Here is an 18,893-nt window from a genome sequence, read left to right as displayed (position 1 = left end):
GATGCTGCAATGCGGTAGCTCATGCCTATAGGGTGGTACCCATGACTTTCGGGGCATGGTGTGGGCGTGGGGTGGTGCAATACTTTGCTACAACACCTGCCTACGCATCCCCAGGGACAAGACGATGTCGCGACTTTTCACTCTGCACGCCCGCACCGGAAGCTGCGCTGCTGCACTCCTGATCACCACCTCCCTGTTGCTCGGCGGTTGCAAGGCCGGTGGCGAGGAAGCCAAGGCCAAGACGCCGGATGAGCAGAAGGCCAGTGACGCCGTACCGGTGGAAGTGGCCAAGGCCGAGCGCCGTGCCATTGCCGCCAGCTATACCGGTACTGCCGCACTGGAGCCGCGCGCCGAATCGCAGGTGGTCGCCAAGACTTCCGGCGTGGCGCTGGCGGTGCTGGTCGAAGAAGGTCAGCTGGTTCGTGCCGGGCAGCCTTTGGTTCGGCTGGACCCGGACCGCGCTCGCCTGAGCGTGGCGCAGAGCGAGGCGCAGATGCGCAAGCTGGAGAACAGCTATCACCGCGCCGAGAAGCTGGTGCAGCAGCAACTGGTCAGCGCCGCCGACGTGGACCAGTTGCGCTATGACCTGGAGAACGCGCGGGCGATGTACCGGATGGCGACGCTGGAGTTGTCCTATACGACGGTGGTCGCGCCGATCAGCGGTGTGGTCGCCTCGCGTGACATCAAGCCGGGCAACTTCGTGCAGATCAACTCGCCGATCATCCGCATCGTCGACAGCGGCCAGTTGGAAGCCACCCTCAATGTGCCGGAGCGCGAGATCGCCAAGCTCAAGCCGGGCCAGGCGGTATCGCTGCAGGTCGATGCGCTGCCGGGCAAGCCGTTTACCGGCACGGTGGACCGCGTTGCACCGGTCGTGGACAACGGCACCGGCACCTTCCGCGTGGTTACCACCTTCACCGGGGAAGATGCGCTGCAGGCGGGCATGTTCGGCCGCCTGAGCATCAACTACGACCAGCGCGCCGATGCATTGGTGGTACCGCGTACCGCACTGCTGGAAGACGGTGGCAAGCCGGCAGTCTATGTGGTGCGTGACGGCAAGGCCGTGCGTACCGAGCTGGCCCTGGGTTACGACGATGCCGGCTTCATCGAGGTGCGCAACGGCCTGCAGCTGGGCGATGAGGTCGTCATCGCCGGCAAGGCCGCACTGCGCGAAGGCAGTGCGGTGCAGGTGATCGGCAAGGAGAAGGCGGTCGCAGCAGCGGCCAAGGCACCGGCCGCTGCACAGGCGACCAAACAATGAGTGACCACGGACCGTCGGCTTCCGGCGGTGGCTTCGATCTGATCGAGTTTGCCACCCGCCGCCGCGTCACCATCGCGATGATGACGCTGACCCTGGTGTTGTTTGGCCTGATCTCGCTGTCCAGCCTGAAGGTCGAACTGCTGCCGGACCTGAGCTATCCCACCCTGACCGTGCGTACCGATTACGAAGGTGCGGCACCGGCCGAGGTGGAAACTCTGATTTCGCAGCCGGCCGAAGAGGCGCTGGGCATCGTCAAGGGCCTGCGCAAGCTCAAGTCGATCTCCCGCACCGGTCAGAGCGACGTGGTGCTGGAGTTCGCCTGGGGCACGGACATGCAGCAGGCCGGGCTGGACGTGCGCGACAAGATGGAGACGCTGCAGTTGCCGCTGGAGGCCAAGCCGCCAGTGCTGCTGCGCTTCAATCCGTCCACCCAGCCGATCATGCGGCTGGCGCTGTCGTCCAAGCAGGAAGCCGGCAACGACGCCGATGCCGTGCGCCGCCTGATGGAACTGCGCCGTTACGCCGATGAAGACCTCAAGCGCAAGCTCGAGCCGGTCAGTGGTGTGGCTGCGGTCAAGGTTGGCGGCGGTCTGGAAGACGAGATCCAGGTTGATATCGACCAGCGCAAGCTGGCCGCGCTGGGTCTGTCGCTGGACACGGTGATCCAGCGTCTGCAGCAGGAGAACGTGAACCTGTCCGGCGGTCGTCTGGAAGAAGGTTCGCAGCGTTACCTGGTGCGTACCGTCAACCAGTTCGCCACGGTCGAACAGATGCGCGAGATGTTGCTGACCACGGCCAGTGGTTCCAGCACCGCCAGCTCGACCGGTGAGAACCGCCAGCTGATGTCGGCCATCCTCGGCAGCAGCGATCCCAACGTGATTGCGGCGATGCGCAGCGATGGCAGCAGCAGTGCGCCCAGCGTGCGCTTGAAGGACGTGGCCGAAGTGCGCCAGGGCTACAAGGAGCGCGAAGCGGTGATCCGCGCTGCCGGCCATGAAGCGGTCGAACTCGCTGTCTACAAAGAAGGCGACGCCAACACCGTTTCCACTGCCGATGCGCTGGAGGCGAAGTTGGAGCAGATCCGCAAGGAAATGCCCAAGGACATTGAGATGACGACGGTCGAGGACCAGTCGGTCTTCATCCGCCACGCCATCAAGGACGTCAAGATCGATGCGGTGATCGGCGGCCTGCTGTCGGTGCTGATCATCTTCCTGTTCCTGCGCGATGGCTGGAGCACCTTCGTGATCTCGCTGTCGCTGCCGATCTCGATCATCGCCACGTTCTTCTTCATGGGCCAGCTTGGCCTGAGCTTGAACGTGATGTCGTTGGGCGGCCTGGCGCTGGCCACCGGCCTGGTGGTGGATGACTCGATCGTGGTGCTGGAATCCATTGCCAAGGCGCGTGAGCGCGGCATGGGCATCCTGGAAGCGGCGATCAAGGGCACCCGCGAAGTGTTCATGGCGGTGGTTGCTTCGACCTTGACCACCATCGCGGTGTTCTTGCCGCTGGTGTTCGTCGAAGGTATCGCCGGCCAGTTGTTCCGTGACCAGGCGTTGACGGTATCGATCGCCATCGCGGTGTCGCTGGTGGTGTCGATGACCCTGATCCCGATGCTGAGCGCGCTGAAGGGCCGTCCGCCGTTGGAGTTCCCGGCCGAGGACCCGCGTGAGCCGTGGCGTCCGCAGAGCCGCTGGAAGAAGCCGGCGGCCTATGCTGGCCGTGGCATCGGCGCGATGTTCCGTTACGGCTTCTATTTCCTGGCCTGGACCGTGGTGCGGATTTTCCGTGGCATTGCCGCGGTGGTCGGCCCGGTGATGCGCAAGGCCAGTGATCTGGCAATGGCGCCGTATGGCCGCGCTGAAGCCGGCTATCTGCGCGCGCTGCCGGCGGCATTGAAGCGTCCGTGGCCTGTGTTGGGTTTTGCGACGCTGGCGTTCGGCTTGACCCTGGCGGCGTTGCCGCTGCTGGGCGTGGATCTGCTGCCGCAGCTGGCCCAGGACCGCTTCGAGATGACTGCCAAGCTGCCGCCGGGCACGCCACTGGCGCAGACCGATGCACTGGTACGCGAAGTGCAGCGCAAGCATGCCGACGAAGAAGGCGTGCGCCTGCTGTACGGCGTCTCCGGCACCGGTACGCGACTGGATGCCAGCCCGACCGAGAGCGGCGAGAACATCGGCAAGCTGTCGGTGGTGATGAATGACACCAAGCTGGAGCCGGCACTGACCGAAAAACTGCGCGAGACCATGAAGGCGTGGCCGTCGGCGCAGGTGGATTTCGCCCGCCCGGAGCTGTTCGCGCTGTCGCCGCCGTTGGAAATCGAAATCGAGGGCAATAATCTCGAGGACATCCGTATCGCCGGCAATCGCCTGGCTGGCATGCTGCGCGAGAACCCGCACTATGCCGACGTCAAGTCGACAGTGGAGCAGGGCTTCCCGGAAATCCAGGTGGTGTTCGACCAGGACCGCGCGGCGGCACTCGGCCTGACCACGCGGCAGATCGCTGATGCGGTGGTCAACAAGGTCAAGGGCAATGTCGCTACCCGCTACAGCTTCCGCGATCGCAAGATCGACGTGCTGGTACGCGTGCAGGAATCGGAGCGTTCCTCGGTCAACGACATCCGTCGCCTGATCGTCAATCCGAGCGGTGCCAAGCCGATCGAGCTGGGTTCGGTGGCCGATGTCATCGCCACCACCGGCCCGAGCGAAATCCACCGTGCCGACCAGCGCCGTGTGGCCATCGTCTCGGCCAACCTGCGCGATATCGACCTGGGCAAGGCCATCACCGAAGTGCAGAGCATGGTCGCGAAGAATCCGCTGGGCACCGATGTCGGCATGCATATCGGTGGCCAGGGCCAGGAGCTGGGCGAATCGATCCGCTCACTGCTGTTCGCCTTCGCATTGGCGGTGTTCCTGGTCTATCTGGTGATGGCATCGCAGTTCGAATCGCTGCTGCATCCCTTCGTGATTCTGTTCACCATTCCGCTGGCACTGGTAGGCGCGGTTGCGGCCTTGCTGCTGGCGCGTTCGCCGGTCTCGGTGGTGGTATTCATCGGTTTGATTCTATTGGTCGGCCTGGTGGTGAAGAACGCCATCATCCTGATCGACAAGGTCAACCAGCTGCGCGAGGAAGGTGTGGCCAAGCGTGAGGCCCTGGTTGAGGGCGCACGTTCGCGTCTGCGGCCGATCATGATGACCACGCTGTGTGCGGTGTTCGGTTTCCTGCCGCTGGCTCTGGCCTTCGGTGAAGGTGCCGAAGTGCGCTCGCCGATGGCGATCACGGTGATCGGTGGCCTGCTGGTCTCGACCCTGCTGACCTTGCTGGTGATCCCGGTGGTGTACGACCTGCTGGACCGCAAACCGGACGAGTACTACGCCGAGCGCGGCCGTCGTGCACGCCAGGCGATGGCCCAGGCCGAGCAGGTGCTGAGCCACGAGCAGGACCCCATTGGCGGCATCAAGGACTGAGCGGATGAATATCACCGAGCTGTCCATCCGCCGCCCCGTCACCACCATCATGTTGTTCGTGTCGATGGTGGTGATCGGCCTGATCGCCGCGTTCAAGCTGCCGCTGGAGTCGGAGCCGGAAGCATCGATCCCGTTCTTCTTCATCGCACTGCCGTATCCGGGGTCGACCCCGGAAGAAGTGGAGCGCAACCTGCTGCGGCCGGTTGAAGAGGCCATCGCCACGATGCCCGGCATCAAGACGATGAACTCGCGCGCCAACGCCGAAGGCGGGCAGATCCAGGTCGAATTCAGCGACTGGAACCGCGATATCGCCATGGCCGCGTCCGAAGCGCGTGAGCGTATCGACGCGGTGCGTGACGAGTTGCCGGACGACTTCCGCCGTTACTACGTGCAGCGCTGGAGCACCAGCGACCAGGAAGCGATCAGCCTGCGCCTGAACAGTGCCGAGGACCTGACCGCGCGCGCTGACATGATCGAGCGTGCCATCAAGCAACGCCTGGAGCGTCTGCCGGGCGTGGCCCGTGTTGAAGTGGAAGGTGTTGCCAAGCAGGAAGTGCTGATCGCGTTGGACAAGGACCGGATCAGCGCGCATGGCGTTGCCCTGAACGATCTGGTGCAGAAGCTGCAGGCGGCCAATTTCGCGGTATCGGCCGGACAGATCACCGAGGACGGCCGCCGCCTTCGCGTGCAGCCCAAGGGTGAGCTGCTGGAGGTGCAGGAGCTGCGCGACCTGCCGGTCAACAACCGCGGTACCCGCCTGTCCGATATCGCCGAGGTCAGCCTGCAGCCGCAGCGCATGAGCTATGTGCGGCGCATGGAAGGCAAGCCCAGCGTCGGCGTGGACATCTACAAGGAGCGCTCGGCGAACCTGGTGGATCTGTCGCGCGCTGTAGGCAAGGAAGTCGAGAGACTGGGCGACGACCCGGCCCTGCGCGGGGTGGATATCGAAGTGGCCTGGGACTCCGGCAAGGCGGTCACCAGCTCGCTGTTGGCCCTGGCCGAGGCCGGTGCAATCGGTCTGCTGCTGTCGGTGATCGTGCTGTACGCCTTCCTGCGCCATTGGCCGTCGACGCTGATGGTGTCGATGGCGATCCCGATCTGTTTCATCATGACCTTGGGCTTCATGTACTTCACCGGCATCAGCCTGAACATCATCTCGATGATGGGCTTGTTGCTGGCGGTAGGCATGCTGGTGGACAACGCCGTGGTGGTGGTGGAGAGCATCTACCAGGAGCGCGAGAAATACCCCGGCAAACCGGAGATGGCCTCGATCATCGGTACCCGCCACGTGGCGATCGCGCTGTCGGCCGGTACCTTGTGCCACTGCGTGGTGTTCCTGCCGATGATGTTCGGCGAGAAGAACATCATCACCATCTACCTGACCCAGTTGGCGCTGACCATTTCGTTCTCGCTGCTGGCCTCGTGGCTGGTGGCGGTGAGTCTGATCCCGATGCTGTCCGCGCGAATGAAGACGCCGCCGGCCCTGAAGTCGCCGTTCATCAGCCGTCTGCAGGCGCGGTATGCACGGATACTGCGTTGGACCTTGCAGAACCGGGGTTGGAGCGTAGCCGGCATCGTGTTGGTGTCGGTGCTCAGCGTCTGGCCGATGACCCACACCAGTGGCGGTGGCGATGACAATGATCCGGATGAGATCAACATCTTCTATCAGTGGAAGGGCTCCTATTCCAAGGAAGAGATGGGCAAAGAAGTGCAGCGTGTCGAGGACTTCGTCAACGCCAACCGCGACGAGTTCAAGATCAAGCGTGTATACAGCCGCTTCGCTGAGCAGGGCTGGGCGCAGACGCGCCTGTACCTGACCGTCGACGACCGCGAGCAGAGCAAGAAGATCGAGGAAGAAGTGCGCAAGGGGCTGCCACAGTCGGCACGTGCCAAGATCGGTATCGGCTGGCCGGGTGGCATGGGCAGCGAAGGGCAGGGCCTGCGTTTCAGTCTGGTCGGTGACTCAAGCCAGACCTTGCGCGAGCTGGCCGACGACATCGTGCCGATCCTGGCGCGCAATCCCAAGCTGCGCGATGTGCGCGTGGACGTAGGCGATGCCAATGCCGAACTGGCCGTGCGGGTCAACCGCGAACGTGCAGCATCGTATGGCTTCAGTGCCCAGCAGGTGGCGCAGTTCGTGGGCATGGCGCTGCGTGGCTCATCGCTGCGTGACTTCCACCGTGATGACGTCGAGATTCCGGTCAATGTGCGTTTCTCGGGCTCGGAGAACTACAGCATCGAGGACTTGTCGTCGTTCATGGTGCGCAGCTCCAGCGGCAAGGAGATCCCGCTGCTGGCGATGGTGGACGTCAACGTCAATCCGGCGGCCAACTCCATCCAGCGCTTGAACCGGCAGACCATGCTGCGTATCGAGGCCGGCCTGGCCAAGGATGTGCCGATGGACCAGGCACGCAAGTCGGTCGAGGAGACCCTGGACCGCGTGCAGTTCCCGCCTGGCTACGGTTATACGTTCAACGGGGCGGGCTTCAACATCAACTTCGACGGCATGGACCAGATGGTGAGCGCGATCTTCATCGCCCTGATCCTGATGGTGGTGATCATGGCGGCGGTGTTCGAGTCGCTGTTGTTCCCTGCGGCGATCATGTCCTGCGTGCTGTTCTCGATCTATGGCGTGTATTGGCTGTTCTGGCTGACCGGCACCGAGATGAACATCATGGCGGTGATCGGCATCCTGGTGCTGATGGGCGTGGTGGTGAACAACGGCATCGTGATGATCGAGCACATCAACAATCTGAGGCGACGTGGCGTATCGCGTACCGAGGCGTTGATTGAAGGCAGCCGTGAGCGTCTGCGACCAATCATGATGACGATGGGCACGGCGATCCTGGCGATGGTGCCGATTGCCCTGAACACGACCACGGCCGATGGCATGCCGCCGTACTACCCGATGGCACGCGCGATTGCCGGTGGTCTGGCGTTCTCTACGGTGGTCAGCCTGCTGTTCCTGCCGACCATCTATGCGTTGTTGGATGATCTGCGTACCGGCACGGCGCGGTTGGTGCGGCGTGCGCGCGGCTTGCCTGCGTTGGAGCGGGGCGCCGTTGCAGAGGGCTGATTGGCTGGTGCTTTGACGACTAGCGGCGAAGGCAATAGCGACAGCTTAAGCAAGAGCGGCCCTCACCCCTCCCCCTCTCCCGCACGCGGGAGAGGGGACAGCCGGAGCAAGAGCCGGAGCCGGAGCCGGAGCCAGAGCCGGAGCAAGAGCCAGAGCCAGAGCCAGAGCAAGAGCCAGAGCCAGAGCCAGAGCTAGAGCAAGAGTCAGAGCCAGAGCAAGAGCCGAAACTGGAGCTTGAGATGCGCTTTTGGTTGCCGTAAGCCAAGGCGGCTGCAGCAGAAGAAGATGTATGAGATCCAATCCCCTCTCCCGTTTACGGGAGAGGGGTCGGGGTGAGGGCGCTTCTACGTTTTTAGCGCTCTACAGCTTCAATGCTTCAAAGCCCCAAAGGCTTCACCCAGCCAGTTTGCCGTAAACACTGAAGCCGGTAAGCCATAGCCCGAGCATGCTGCCCAGGTTGGTCAGCATGAAGGTCAGCACGACGCGGGTAACGCGATTCCGGTACCAGCCCTTCACGTTCTGCGCGTCATCACGCAGCTGCAGGAAGTCCTGATACGTAGGCTTGCGCAGGCGCGTCTCCACCAGCGCCGCAAACGCACCGGTAGGAATGCTCAGGCGGAAGGGCTTGAATGGCGCAACCACGATCGCGGTCAGAATGCTCAACGGATGGCTGGCAGCAAGCAACGCACCCAGGCCAGCCAGGCCGCCGGTAAACATCGCCCAGGTCAGCAACATGTCGGCACCCATGCCCATGCCGCCCTTCCAGAAGCCAAACCCAATGCCGCCCAGCACGATGGCCAGAATGCCCAGGGTGATCCACGGGATGTTGCGCTTCTTCGGTACCAACTCCAACTGCTCGCGCAGCGGTCCGGGTGCTTCGGTATCGGTTTCCAGATAGCGGGCCAACCCTGCAAGGTGACCCGCGCCAACCACCGCCAGTACATTGCGCTGCTCGCTGTTGTGTTCCTCGCGCAGACGCGTAGCCATATAACGGTCGCGCTCACCGATGATGGCTTGATACAGCGCCGGGCTTTCGTTGGCGAATTCGCCGAAGCTCGATTCCAGCATGTCGCCCTGCTTGAGCTTCTCGATCTCGTCTTCGCCCACATCCTCGGATGAGAACAGGCCGGCGCCCAGACCCATCACCAGCTTGATCTTGCCGAAGAAGCCCAGGCTCTGCGATGCGCGGCGGAAAGTCAGGCCGACATCGCGGTCGATCAGGTGGACTGGCAGATCATTGGCCTTGGCCAGTTCCACCGCACGCTTGAGTTCGGCGCCAGGTTCGATGCCGAGCTGCTCGGCCAGACGACGCTGGTAAGCGGCCAGGGCGAGGTTGGCGGCAAACAGCGCCACGCGCCCCTTGCGGATCACCTCGACCAGATCGAGCTGTGCCAAGGCATTCGGATTGGTCAGTGCCTGCAGGCGCTGTGGGTCCAGTTCAACCGCAACCGCGTCGTACTGACCGCTGGCGATCGCCTGTTCAACCGCTTGCACGCTGGCGAGGGAAACGTGGGCCGTACCCAGCAAGGTGTAGCGCACGCCGTCGCGTTCAACCACGCGCACAGGCTGGCCGGCCAGCAGTTCGCCGCCGGTTTCAATAGAGGAGTCAGTCATTGCTTCATTCATTGGTGGGGGCGCTGTCGGCGCCGTCGCCGAGTGCGCGTTGCATCTGCACGGTGTCCAGCCAGCGCCCGTGCTTGCGGCCAAGGCCACGAAACACGCCAATCAGCTCGAAGCCGAAACGCTCGTGCAGCTTGATCGATGCGGTATTGGTCGGCTCGCCGATCACCGCGATCATCTGCCGGTAACCGCGCGCGGTGCATTCGTCGATCAGGGCCTGCATCAAGGCCTTGCCAACGCCTTGGCCGTGGAAGCGTGCATCGACGTAGACCGAGTTCTCCACGGTCCACTGATAGGCGATACGGGCGCGGTAGCTGTTGGCATAGGCGTAGCCGGCTACCTCGCCATCAATGGTGGCGACGAGGTAAGGATAGCCGCGCGTGGTGATGTCCTGCATGCGCTGCGCCATTTCTGCTTCGCTGGGCACCTCGTATTCGTAGGTGTTGACCAGTTCGCGGACTTCCACCGCGTAGATCGCGCTGATGGCGGGGATGTCGGCGGGGGTTGCGGGGCGCAGCTGCAGGCTCATCTCGGGTCCGGTCAGTCGATGTAGCGCTTGAGCAGGTCGCCGTAGGCATCGATGCGGCGATCACGCAGGAACGGCCAGATGCGGCGCACGTGTTCGCTGCGTTGCAGGTCGATCTCGCAGACCAGAAGGGTCGCATCAGTGCCGGCTTCGGCGATGAACTCGCCCTGCGGACCCAGCACGTGGCTGTTGCCCCAGAAGTTGATGCCCGAAGCGCCCAGCGGCGAGGCTTCGTGACCCACGCGGTTGCAGCTCAGCACCGGCACGCCGTTGGCCACGGCGTGGCCACGGTGGCTCAGTACCCAGGCATCGCGCTGGCGGTTTTTCTCGTCCTGCACGTCGTCCGGGTCCCAGCCGATGGCGGTGGGGTAGAGCAGCAGCTCGGCGCCGGCCAGCGCCATCAGGCGCGCCGCTTCCGGGTACCACTGGTCCCAGCAGACCAGCACGCCGAGGCGGCCGACCGAGGTGTCGATGGGGGTGAAGCCGAGGTCGCCCGGGGTGAAGTAGAACTTCTCGTAGAAGCCCGGGTCATCGGGGATGTGCATCTTGCGGTATTTGCCGAGCAGGGTGCCGTCTTTTTCAAAGACCACGGCGGTGTTGTGGTACAGGCCGGCGGCACGGCGCTCGAACAGCGAGCCGACGATGACCACACCGTGCTTTTTGGCCAGCGCGCCAAGGTGTTCCGTGCTGGGCCCGGGGATAGGCTCGGCCAGGTCGAATTCGTCCACCGACTCGTGCTGGCAGAAGTACGGGCCGTTATGCAGTTCCTGCAGCAGCACCAGTTTCGCGCCCTGCGCGGCAGCCTCGGCCACGCGTGCATCAATCACGGCCAGGTTGGCGGCGGCGTCACCGTGGTTGCGCTCCTGGACAAGGGCGACGGTAAGGGGGCTGCGCGAGTTCATGCTGCGATCCTGCGGTGGAAAACGCGCATGTTAACGCGGATGCGCGTCGGCTATGTGGTCAGGGCTGAACGGAAGGGGCTGTGGCGCCCATGCGGTTGCTTGCGCTTCCCAGGTAGCGCCGAGCCATGCTCGGCTCCACGGCTTGAGCCCCTCTCCCGTGTGCGGGAGAGGGTTGGGTTGAGGGTGGCTTTTTGCTGGTAAAGCCCCTGCCGAGCATGGCTCGGCACTACGCTCTGAGCCCCTCTCCCGCTTTGCGGGGTGAGAAGGGCTGCTTGCGAACCAAAGGTTCGCAGCCATTCGAACGACCTTGCGCCAGCGCAAGGGCCGGGGCGCGGAGCGGGGGTTGGGGTGAGGGCGCTTTTCGCTCGTGAAACCCCTGCCGAGCATGGCTCGGCATTACGGCTTTAGCCCCTCTCCCGTTGGCGGGAGAGGGGTTGGGTTGAGGGTGGCTTTTCGCTCGTGAAGCCTCTGCCGAGCATGACTCGCCATTACGGCTTTAGCCCCTCTCCCGCTGGCGGGAGAGGGGTTGGGGTGAGGGTGGCTTTTCGCTCGTGAAGCCCCTGCCGAGCATGGCTCGGCACTACAGGTGCCGCGCTTAGTGCTTCAGTAGGCCGGCCGGCAGCTGCATGGTGATGCAGTGCAGGCTGCCGTTCTGCCAGATCAGCGAGCGGCAGGGCACCTGCACGATCTCGCGGTCCGGGAAGGCCTGTGCCAGCACGTCACGCGCAGCATCATCGGCGGCATCGCCATAGGCCGGCATCAGCACCGCGCCGTTGATGATCAGGAAGTTTGCATACGAGGCAGCCAGGCGGCGGCCTTCGTCGAGAACCGGCTCGGCCCAAGGCAGCGGGAACAGGCGGTACGGCTTGCCCTCGGCGGTGCGCAGTGCGGCCAGTTCAGCGCCCATCGCCTGCAGCTCGACGAAATGCGAGTCCTGCGGGTCATCGCAGTTCTGGTAGACGATGCTGTCGACCGAGGCGAAGCGGGCGAGGGTGTCGATATGGGCGTCGGTATCGTCACCTTCCAGGTAGCCGTGGTCCAGCCACAACACGCGATCCTGCTGCATCCAGCTGGCCATGTCGGCACTGAGCGAAGCTCGGTCGCGCTCCGGATGGCGTTCGTGCAGGCACTTCCAGGTGGTCAGCAAGGTGCCGGCACCGTCGGTGTCGATGGCGCCGCCTTCCAATGCGAATGGAATGCTGCGCACCTGGGCGTTGTCGAAGACCCGGGCCTGGTCGAGCACGCCGACCAGTTGGTCGTCGAGGCTGGCCTCGAATTTGCCACCCCAGCCGGTGAAACGGAAATCCAGCAACTGGAAGCTGCCGTCGGCGCGTTTAAGGGTGATTGGGCCGGAATCGCGCAACCAGGTGTCGTCATAGGGCGCAGTGACAAACTGCACGCGCTCCATCTCCACGCGGTTCGAGCGCAGTCGCATCTCCGCATAGGTCTCGACATCGTCGTCGGCCACGCAGATCAGTACCGGCTGGAAGCGGGTGATGGCGCTGACCAGCGCGATATAGGTTTCCTCGACCTCGGCCAGGCGCTCGGCCCAGTCGGTGTCGGCGTTCGGCCAGGCGATCAGGACGCCGGACTGGGTTTCCCATTCGGCTGGAAAGCGGAGCGTTTCGTTCATTCTTCTCGGAGTGCGATTGGCCCGGACGGGCGTTGAGGCAGCGGGTACAGGCCTGCTGCCTGGAAGGGCTTCAGCGGATCGGTGGCTTCGGGCCGACTTCGTCGGGGCTGGCCTGGCGAGCGACCACATCGATCACGCGCTGCTTTTCAAAGTACACGGTGAAGGCGGGGTAGACCCAGCGATTGATGGTCGGCCACTGGCGCTTCTGGCCGCCGCGTGGATCCATGCGTTCGCTCGGTGCACCGAAACGGGCTTCCACCTGTGCCATGGTCTGGCCGCGGGCCGGGATGGCTTCGGCCGGTTTTTCCTGTGCGCGCTCGATCAACAGCGTATCGGCCATTGCCGCCGGCGCTGCGGCCAGTGCAATGACCAGGCCCAGAATCTTCAGTGTTTGCTTCATTGGTCACATCTCCCCAGAGGACAGGCTGTGATTACAGCAAAAAAGACGGCAAAAGTACCGGTTGACCGCGGTTTTTATGCGCGCGCTCACCCTGTGCGGGCGTGGTGTGGGCGCAGCCAAGCAAAAAGCCGCCCAAGGGCGGCTTTTTGGCGTTGCCTGATGCTTGCGGATCAGGCCCTGGCTTGCGCCAGTTGGCTCAGCGCTGGCGAGCCTTGAAGCGCGGGTTCGACTTGCAGATCACGAAGATCTTGCCGCGACGGCGCACAACCTTGCAATCACGGTGACGGGCCTTCGCCGACTTCAGGGAGGACAGAACTTTCATGGCATACCTCGGCGGATAACTGTAGGAATATCAGGAGCGCGGCCGCGGATATGCAGGATAACGCTCGTTCAAGCCCGCCATTCTACCGGGTATTTCCATGCCGGTTCAAGTGCTTGCGTGCAAATACGTGCAGCGATGGCGGTGCAGGGCGCTAGAATAGCCTGATTCTCGCTCCAAACAGGCATCCAGATGAGTCAATTGCCCCCCGTTCTTACCATTGATGGCCCGTCCGGGGCTGGCAAGGGTACCGTCAGTCGCATCGTCGCCCGTCAGTTGGGTTGGCATTACCTGGACTCGGGTGCGCTGTATCGGGCGGTCGGCGTGGCTGCCAGTTGGGCGGACATCGATACCTCTGACGCGTCGGCGCTGGTGCGTTGCACCTTTGATACCAGGGTGCAGTTCGTGGAGCAGGGGGAAAGCCTGCGGGTGCTGGTCAATGGCACCGATGCCACCGACGAGTTGCGCCTGGAGACCACCGGGGCATTGGCCTCGGCCATTGCGGCCATTCCGGAGGTGCGGGCCGCCCTGAAGGAGCGTCAGCGCGCATTCAGGATTTTGCCGGGGTTGGTGGCCGATGGTCGCGACATGGGTACCGTCATCTTCCCTGACGCCCCATTCAAGGTTTTTCTGACTGCGAGCGCCGAGGAGCGCGCCCAGAGGCGGCATAAACAGTTGAAAGAAAAAGGGGTTTCGGTTAACTTTGAAGACCTCCTGCGTGAGATCATGGCCCGCGACGCCCGTGATGCACAGCGCGCAGTGGCGCCCCTGAGGCCGGCCGAAGACGCCATCCTCATCGACACCAGCGGTATTGGCATCGACGACGTCGTTGCCAAGGTGCTGGATCTGGTTTCCAAGGAAGCCTGATCCTGGCTGCGTTGAGTGCGATCAGTTGACCGATCGCAGTCGCACCAAAGATGTTGCAACAACCCGCTGCGCAATGGTGCGTGGTGGGCTTTTTCATTCACATGCGGCTGCTTTCATGGGGTCGTCCAACAGGCTGGACGGTACGGGTTTTCGCAACAGATCCGCTGTCCATATGTTCAACTGAGTAAATCTAATGACCGAATCATTTGCAGAACTGTTTGAAGCCAGTCAGGCCAACCTGGCCAAGCTGAAGCCCGGTGCCATCGTTATCGGTACCGTCGTTGATGTCCGCGGCGACGTGGTGATCATCAATGCCGGCCTGAAGTCCGAAGGCATCGTGCCGATCGAACAGTTCCGTAACGACGCTGGTGAGATCGACGTGGGCGTGGGCGACCAGGTGAAGGTTGCCCTCGACTCGATCGAGAACGGCTTCGGCGAAACCGTCCTGTCGCGCGAGAAGGCAAAGCGCGCCATGGTGTGGGACGAGCTGGAAGAAGCGTTGGAAAAGAACGAAACCATCACCGGCCGCATCAGCGGCAAGGTCAAGGGTGGTTTCACCGTGGACATCAAGGATGTCCGCGCATTCCTGCCCGGTTCGCTGGTCGATGTGCGCCCGGTGCGCGACCCGGCCTACCTGGAAGGCAAGGAGCTGGAATTCAAGCTCATCAAGCTGGACCGCAAGCGTAACAACGTGGTCGTGTCGCGTCGTGCAGTTGTCGAGAGCGAGCACTCGGAAGAGCGCGAGCAGCTGATGGACAAGCTGCAGGAAGGCGCCATCCTGAAGGGTGTCGTCAAGAACCTGACCGACTACGGCGCATTCGTGGACCTGGGCGGTATCGACGGCCTGCTGCACATCACCGACATGGCATGGAAGCGCGTGCGCCATCCGTCCGAAGTCGTGAACGTCGGCGACGAGCTGGACGTGCGCGTGCTGAAGTTCGACCGCGAGCGCAACCGCGTTTCGCTGGGCCTGAAGCAGCTGGGCGAGGATCCGTGGGACAACATCGCACGTCGTTACCCGGCCAACAGCCGCGTGTTCGGCAAGGTCTCCAACGTGACCGATTACGGCGCGTTCGTTGAGATCGAGCCGGGCGTCGAAGGCCTGGTGCACGTGTCCGAGATGGATTGGACCAACAAGAACGTCAACCCGTCCAAGGTTGTCCAGGTTGGTGATGAAGTCGAAGTGATGGTGCTGGACGTTGATGAAGAGCGTCGTCGTATCTCGCTGGGCATGAAGCAGGTTGCTGCCAACCCGTGGGAAACCTTCGCCGCCATCTTCAAGAAGGGCGACAAGGTTTCCGGCCAGATCAAGTCGATCACCGATTTCGGTATCTTCATCGGTCTGGACGGCGGCATCGACGGTCTGGTTCACCTGTCGGACATCAGCTGGAACACCACCGGCGAAGACGTGGTTCGCAACTTCAAGAAGGGCGACACCCTGGACGCAGTGGTCCTGGCCGTCGATCCGGAGCGCGAGCGCATCTCGCTGGGCGTCAAGCAGCTTGAGCAGGATCCGTTCGGCCAGTACATGGCTGCCAACCCGAAGGGTTCGAAGGTTGAAGGCGTCGTGAAGGAAGTTGATGCCAAGGGCGCAACCATCGAGCTGGCTGACGGCATCGAAGGCTACGTTTCGGCACGTGACGTTGCCAACGAGCGCGTCGACGACGCTACTCAGTTCCTGAAGGTCGGCGACAAGGTCGAAGCCAAGTTCGTGGGCATGGACCGCAAGGGCCGTACCCTGCAGCTGTCGATCAAGGCCAAGGACGATGCCGAAATGCGCGAAGTGCTGGAGGAATACCAGTCCGCTTCCGGCGGCACCACCCAGCTGGGCGCGCTGCTGCGCGCACAGTTGAACGGCAACAAGTCCGAGTAATCGGCCTGCTGTAAGTAGTTGTGACCTGGCGGCCCGGACAGCAGTCCGGGTCGTTTCAGGGTAAGACCCTGCCATTGACGAGTACGCAATGACCAAATCCGAACTGATCGAAATCCTCGCGCGCCATCAGGCGCACCTGAAGGCTGATGATGTCGATCTGGCGGTGAAGTCGTTGCTGGAAATGATGGGCGGGGCGCTGTCTTCCGGTGACCGCATCGAGATCCGCGGTTTCGGCAGTTTTTCCCTGCATTACCGTCCGCCGCGCCTGGGTCGCAACCCGAAGACGGGTGAGTCGGTTGCGTTGCCGGGCAAGCATGTGCCGCATTTCAAGCCGGGCAAGGAGCTGCGCGAGCGCGTCAGCTCGGTGGTGCCGCTGGAAAGCGATCCTGCCTGAGCGCTCCTGCCGGACCCGCTCGCAGTAGATTGAGTGCTGCCATTTGATCCGCTGAACGGTAAGCTACGGGCTCTTGTTACAGGAGTGAGCCGGCGCATGAAGATCGTTCGATTAGTGATCCTGCTGGCGGTATTGATAGGCGGCCTGGTGATCGGCTCGCTCAACTCGCAGCCCATCGAAATCAGCCTTGCGTTCTGGGTGCTCAAGACCACTTCCGGCATCGCGATCATCGCCTCGCTGTTGCTGGGGGCGTTGGTGGGTGGCGGTATGGTCATGGCTGGCCTGGTGGTGCCGATGTACGCCAAGCTGCGCCGCGCCAACAAGGCGGCCGCTGCAACGGCGGTGGAACCGGCAGCGACTGCAGTGCAGACGCCTTCTCCCTTTGACGGACGCTGAGCAACGATGGCTTTCATCAGTGAATGGTTCTGGTTCTTCCTGTGCCTGCCGTTGGCCGCGCTGGCCGGCTGGGTGATAGGTCGGCGGGGAGGGCAGCGCCACAGTGAAAACCAGGTCAGCCGTCTTTCCAGTACGTATTTCCGTGGCTTGAACTATCTGCTCAACGAGCAGCCGGACAAGGCCATCGAGCTGTTCCTGCATATCGCCGAGCTGGACAAGGAAACCTTTGAAACGCAGGTCGCGCTGGGGCATCTGTTCCGTCGCCGGGGCGAAGTCGATCGCGCGATCCGTCTGCACCAAGGGTTGGTCAACCGCAATGACCTGAGCGACGCGCAGCGCGTCCAGGCACTGCTTGCGCTGGGTGAGGACTATATGAAGTCCGGCCTGCTGGACCGGGCCGAGACGGTGTTCACCGAGTTGGCGCAGTTGGACCAGCGTGCGCCGCAGGCCTTGAAGCACCTCATCGGCATCTACCAGGCTGAACGCGACTGGGAAAAGGCGATCGAGAACGCCACCCGCTACGAGGCGGTGACCGACGAGCCAATGGGCAAGCTGATTGGTCAGTTCGAGTGCGAACTGGCTGAGCGTTACCGCGCTGCAGGTCGTCTGGACGACGCGCGGGCCGCCATCAATCGGGCCAACGCGGCCGATGCCATGAGCGTGCGCGCCGGCATCATTGAAGGTCGGCTGGAGAGTGATTTCGGCAACGACGAGGCGGCGGTGCGGGCATTCGAGCGCGCCGCACGCAACGACCCGGATTACCTGCCGGAAATCCTGCCGCAACTGCTGCAGAACTACCGCAATGTCGGCGACATCGCCGGTGCCCGTGCGTTCCTGGCCGAGATGACCGAGCATTATCGCGGCATCGCGCCGGTGTTGGCGCTCACCCGTTTGATGGAGGAACAGGAAGGCACCGCGCCGGCGCGGGCCTATCTGGGGCGCCAGCTCAAGGATCGCCCGTCGGTGCGTGGCGAGTCGGCCTTGATCGACCTGACCTTGGCCGAGGGTGCGGATCCGGTAGCGACCTTGCAGGATCTGAAGCACATCACCGACCAGTTGCTGGTCCGTAATCCGGCCTATCGCTGCACCCGTTGCGGCTTTGGTGCGCGTACCCATCATTGGCAGTGCCCGAGCTGCAAGGAATGGGGCACGGTCAAGCCGCTATTGAACTACGCGGTGCTCTGAGTGCCACAGTCGCAGTATTGGTTGTTGCTGCTGGTGTTGACCACCGCAGCCGTGGTGACGTGGCTTGCAATCCGATATGCGCGGTGGCGGCAGCTCATCGACCAGCCGGGGGAGCGTCGTAGCCATGCGGTATCAACGCCACGTGGCGGCGGCATCGGCATCGTTGTATCGCAGCTGCTTGCCTGTGGGCTGGGCGCGATGTGGATGCCTGCGCATGCGGTGACGTTGCTGGTGTTCGCAGCGGGTCTGCTGCTGGTTGCGGGGATTGGCTGGTGGGATGACCACCGCTCATTGCCGGCGCTGCCGCGCCTGTGCGTGCACCTGTTGGCCGCCTTGTTGCTGGGCGCAATGGTCTGGGTTGGCACGGGCAGCGTTGTGAAGGCGGTGTTCTGCTTCGTACTGGCAGTGTCCTTGATCAACATCTGGAACTTCATGGATGGCATCAATGGGCTGGCCGCGACACAGGCAATTCTTGTCGGTCTTGGTGCGGCCTGGCTGCTGCCTTGGCCGTTCGCCATGGCCGGAGGGGCTCTTGCGGCCGGCTGTGCGGGGTTCTTGCCTTTCAACTTCCCCAGGGCCCGTGTTTTCATGGGGGACGTGGGCAGCGGCGCGCTGGGCTATCTGGTGGCCGGCGTGTTGGCGCTGGGCTTGAGTGTTACCGAGACTGCGCCGGTACTGTGGCTGATGTTGCCGGCGGTGTTCTTGGCTGACGCAGGCTTCACCTTGCTTTCACGCATGCTCAGGGGGGAGCGCTGGATGCAGCCGCATACCCAGCATCTCTACCAACGTTTCGTGAAGCGTGAATGCAGTCACACGGCTGTTACGCTGGGTTATGCGCTCTTCAGCCTTGTGGGGCTTACACTTGCGGCGCAATTTTCAAGACTTCCCCTAGGTTGGGGGTGGGCAGGGGGCATTACCTGGCTGGCTGCTACGGCAGCGGCGTGGATGTTCCTGCGTGCCACGGCACTTAAATAAGG

At 63.2% G+C, this 18,893-nt stretch carries 15 protein-coding genes; 9 read left to right on the top strand and 6 right to left on the bottom strand.

Annotation, left to right across the window (positions count from 1 at the left end; translation table 11 throughout):
* The first annotated feature begins 124 nt into the window (after positions 1–124).
* The 3 genes from AC1VXC_RS08495 to AC1VXC_RS08485 are packed head-to-tail and all read left to right on the top strand — an operon-like array spanning position 125 to position 7,801.
* Entirely contained in the window at positions 125–1,261 is a 1,137-nt protein-coding gene (locus tag AC1VXC_RS08495; protein WP_481538763.1) for an efflux RND transporter periplasmic adaptor subunit, read from the top strand.
* Positions 1,258–4,725 (top strand): efflux RND transporter permease subunit, encoded by a 3,468-nt coding sequence (locus AC1VXC_RS08490; RefSeq protein WP_313171621.1) that lies wholly within the window; start codon positions 1,258–1,260, stop codon positions 4,723–4,725. Before AC1VXC_RS08495 ends, AC1VXC_RS08490 begins: the two co-directional genes overlap by 4 nt.
* A 4-nt stretch (positions 4,726–4,729) precedes the next feature.
* Entirely contained in the window at positions 4,730–7,801 is a 3,072-nt protein-coding gene (locus tag AC1VXC_RS08485) for an efflux RND transporter permease subunit (RefSeq protein ID WP_313492616.1), read from the top strand.
* Positions 7,802–8,194: 393 nt separating this feature from the next.
* Here AC1VXC_RS08485 and AC1VXC_RS08480 read toward each other — a convergent pair whose 3' ends face one another.
* The 6 genes from AC1VXC_RS08480 to ykgO form a co-directional block, all read right to left on the bottom strand.
* Positions 8,195–9,427, bottom strand: a complete 1,233-nt coding sequence (locus AC1VXC_RS08480) for a TraB/GumN family protein (RefSeq protein WP_481538764.1) — start codon at positions 9,425–9,427, stop codon at positions 8,195–8,197.
* The gene (locus AC1VXC_RS08475; protein ID WP_313171627.1) at positions 9,420–9,950 is read right to left on the bottom strand and encodes a GNAT family N-acetyltransferase; all 531 of its coding nucleotides are present in this window, start codon (positions 9,948–9,950) and stop codon (positions 9,420–9,422) included. The genes AC1VXC_RS08480 and AC1VXC_RS08475 overlap by 8 nt, the downstream gene beginning before the upstream one ends.
* Before the next feature lie 11 nt (positions 9,951–9,961).
* Complete coding sequence (locus AC1VXC_RS08470) at positions 9,962–10,849, bottom strand: carbon-nitrogen hydrolase (RefSeq protein WP_481527448.1); 888 nt, start codon at positions 10,847–10,849, stop codon at positions 9,962–9,964.
* Positions 10,850–11,444: 595 nt separating this feature from the next.
* A complete protein-coding gene (locus AC1VXC_RS08465; protein WP_313171631.1) occupies positions 11,445–12,482 on the bottom strand; it encodes an agmatine deiminase family protein in 1,038 nt (345 codons plus the stop codon).
* 70 nt (positions 12,483–12,552) lie between these two features.
* Complete coding sequence (locus tag AC1VXC_RS08460) at positions 12,553–12,882, bottom strand: hypothetical protein (protein WP_313171633.1); 330 nt, start codon at positions 12,880–12,882, stop codon at positions 12,553–12,555.
* Positions 12,883–13,078: 196 nt separating this feature from the next.
* Positions 13,079–13,204: a type B 50S ribosomal protein L36 gene (gene ykgO, locus AC1VXC_RS08455; protein WP_005409283.1), complete on the bottom strand. Its 126-nt coding sequence runs from the start codon at positions 13,202–13,204 to the stop codon at positions 13,079–13,081.
* Between the two features lie 189 nt (positions 13,205–13,393).
* On the opposite strand from ykgO, the gene cmk reads away from it, so the two are divergent.
* The 6 genes from cmk (at position 13,394) to AC1VXC_RS08425 (ending at position 18,891) form a co-directional block, all read left to right on the top strand.
* Complete coding sequence (cmk, locus tag AC1VXC_RS08450) at positions 13,394–14,068, top strand: (d)CMP kinase (RefSeq protein ID WP_313492624.1); 675 nt, start codon at positions 13,394–13,396, stop codon at positions 14,066–14,068.
* Between the two features lie 193 nt (positions 14,069–14,261).
* A complete protein-coding gene (gene rpsA / locus AC1VXC_RS08445) occupies positions 14,262–15,941 on the top strand; it encodes a 30S ribosomal protein S1 (protein ID WP_313171637.1) in 1,680 nt (559 codons plus the stop codon).
* Between the two features lie 88 nt (positions 15,942–16,029).
* Complete coding sequence (locus AC1VXC_RS08440; RefSeq protein ID WP_057628209.1) at positions 16,030–16,335, top strand: integration host factor subunit beta; 306 nt, start codon at positions 16,030–16,032, stop codon at positions 16,333–16,335.
* Positions 16,336–16,431: 96 nt separating this feature from the next.
* On the top strand, positions 16,432–16,731 hold the full coding sequence (locus AC1VXC_RS08435) for a lipopolysaccharide assembly protein LapA domain-containing protein (RefSeq protein WP_481538765.1): 300 nt from the start codon (positions 16,432–16,434) through the stop codon (positions 16,729–16,731).
* A gap of 6 nt (positions 16,732–16,737) precedes the next feature.
* Positions 16,738–17,916, top strand: coding sequence for a lipopolysaccharide assembly protein LapB (lapB, locus tag AC1VXC_RS08430; protein WP_313171640.1), 1,179 nt, complete (start codon positions 16,738–16,740; stop codon positions 17,914–17,916).
* On the top strand, positions 17,917–18,891 hold the full coding sequence (locus AC1VXC_RS08425) for an MraY family glycosyltransferase (RefSeq protein ID WP_313171642.1): 975 nt from the start codon (positions 17,917–17,919) through the stop codon (positions 18,889–18,891).
* The last annotated feature ends 2 nt before the right edge of the window (positions 18,892–18,893 follow it).

This window comes from Stenotrophomonas sp. STEN033 (assembly GCF_056856655.1).
Note: the sequence above shows the minus strand (reverse complement) of the source record. Positions and strands in the feature narration are given on the sequence as shown.